Source organism: Streptomyces sp. NPDC058576 (genome assembly GCF_042718715.1).
In the GTDB taxonomy this organism is placed as follows: domain Bacteria; phylum Actinomycetota; class Actinomycetes; order Streptomycetales; family Streptomycetaceae; genus Streptomyces.
The window spans coordinates 47,969-49,913 of sequence record NZ_JBHXPF010000055.1 but is presented as its reverse complement, the minus strand read 5'-3'; the positions used below and the strand labels follow the sequence as shown (position 1 = coordinate 49,913).

The following is a 1,945-nucleotide window of genomic DNA, read 5'->3' as shown; positions in this document are numbered from 1 at the left end:
CGCCCGGTTACATTCCGAACCCGGAAGCTAAGCCTTTCAGCGCCGATGGTACTGCAGGGGGGACCCTGTGGGAGAGTAGGACGCCGCCGAACAATCTTTCAAGGACCCTTGGTCCCAGCGTTCATGCTGGGACCAAGGGTCCTTTTGTTTTCCCGAAGCGCGTCGACTGGTCGGCTGCGCGAGAATGTCTGTGGTACCCGAAGACAGGAGTCACACCCATGTCCACCAACTCTCCCGACGACCGTCCGGAGCGCGAGCCGCGTCGCCGGGACGGCGGTGACAGGGGCGGTTACCGCGGTGGTCGTGACGACCGGTCCGGTTCCGGCGCACCTCGACGCGACAATGACCGCGGCGGTTTCCGCCGCGACGACCGGGATCGCGACCGTGGCCCGCGCCGTGACGACAGCCGGCCGACCGGTGGTGGCTTCCGTCGTGACGACAATCGCGGTGGGGGTGCCGGTGGTGGCTTCCGTCGTGACGACAACCGGGGCGGCGGCTCCGGTGGTGGGTTCCGTCGCGATGACCGGGACCGGGACCGTGGGCCTCGTCGTGATGACGACCGTGGTGGGTACCGCGGTGGTCAGCAGCGTGATGACCGTGGCGGCCGTCCCAGCGGTGGCTTCGAGCGCCGCGACGACCGTCCCCGTGGTCCCCGTCGTGACGACGACCGGCCCACCGGCGGCGGTTTCCGCCGTGACGACAACCGCGGTGGCGGCTCCGGTGGCGGCTTCCCCCGTGACGACAACCGGGGCGGCGGCTCCGGCGGTGGGTTCCGTCGCGATGACCGGGACCGTGATCGTGGGCCTCGTCGTGATGACGACCGTGGTGGGTACCGCGGTAGTCAGCAGCGTGATGACCGTGGCGGCCGTCCCAGCGGTGGCTTCGACCGCCGCGACGACCGTCCCCGTGGTCCCCGTCGCGACGACGACCGGCCCTCCGGCGGCGGCTTCCGCCGCGACGACAACCGGGGCGGCGGCTCCGGCGGTGGGTTCCGCCGTGACGACCGCGGCGGATACCGCGGCGGTCAGCGCGACGACCGGGACCGTGGCGGTTTCCGTGGGCGCGATGAGCGGGACCGTGACCGCGAGCCGATCAAGCGGCTGCCGATTCCGGACGACGTCACGGGCGACGAGATCGACAAGGACGTACGCCAGGAGCTCATGAGCCTGCCGAAGACCCTTGCCGAGGATGTCGCGCGCAACCTCGTCATGGTCGCCCGGCTGATCGACGAGGACCCGGAGGAGGCCTACGCGTACTCCCGTATCGCCCTCCGGCTCGCTTCCCGTGTGGCCGCTGTGCGCGAGGCGGCCGGGTTCGCGGCGTACGCGACCCAGAAGTACGCCGAGGCGCTGGCCGAGTTCCGGGCGGCACGGCGGATGACCGGGTCCGTGGACCTGTGGCCCGTCATGGCGGACTGCGAGCGCGGGCTCGGGCGGCCCGAGAGGGCGATGGCCATGGCCGGCGACCCCGAGGTGCAGAAGCTGGACAAGGCCGGACAGGTCGAGATGCGGCTGGTGGCCGCCGGGGCACGCCGGGACATGGGTCAGATCGACGCCGCCATCGTGACCCTCCAGAGCCCCGAGCTGGCGTCCAACTCCGTGCAGCCGTGGACCCCGCGTCTGCGGTACGCGTACGCGGACGCCCTGCTGGAGGCCGGGCGCGAGGACGAGGCCCGGGAGTGGTTCGGGAAGGCGCTGGAGGCCGACAAGGACGGCTCCACCGACGCGTCGGACCGGCTCGCCGAGCTGGACGGTGTGGAGTTCGTCGATGTCCTCGGGGACGACGAGACGGATGAGGCGCCTCTCGCCGAGGACGCCCCCGAAGGTCGCGACGACCAGGACGGGCGCGCGGACGGTTCCGCCAAGGCCTGACCGCTGACGAAAGAGGGGCGGGCGACCGCGCCGGGTGGCCGCCCGCTGTAGCGTTTCCAGCCCGATTCGCGGGC

Annotated in this window: 2 protein-coding genes and 1 rRNA gene; all 3 read left to right on the top strand. The window is 71.8% G+C overall.

Going from position 1 to position 1,945, the window contains the following annotated elements; genetic code table 11:
- A 5S ribosomal RNA gene (rrf, locus tag ACFWRV_RS29215) occupies positions 1–92 on the top strand; the annotation flags it as partial.
- 211 nt (positions 93–303) lie between these two features.
- Positions 304–1,164 (top strand): hypothetical protein, encoded by an 861-nt coding sequence (locus ACFWRV_RS29210; protein WP_384338731.1) that lies wholly within the window; start codon positions 304–306, stop codon positions 1,162–1,164.
- Positions 1,161–1,871, top strand: a complete 711-nt coding sequence (locus tag ACFWRV_RS29205) for a tetratricopeptide repeat protein (protein ID WP_384338730.1) — start codon at positions 1,161–1,163, stop codon at positions 1,869–1,871. Before ACFWRV_RS29210 ends, ACFWRV_RS29205 begins: the two co-directional genes overlap by 4 nt.
- The last annotated feature ends 74 nt before the right edge of the window (positions 1,872–1,945 follow it).

What these genes read in the sequence shown, in the direction of transcription:
- ACFWRV_RS29205 (WP_384338730.1), top strand. Translation starts at nt 1,161, where the DNA reads ATGAGCCTGCCGAAGACCCTTGCCGAGGATGTCGCGCGCAACCTCGTC.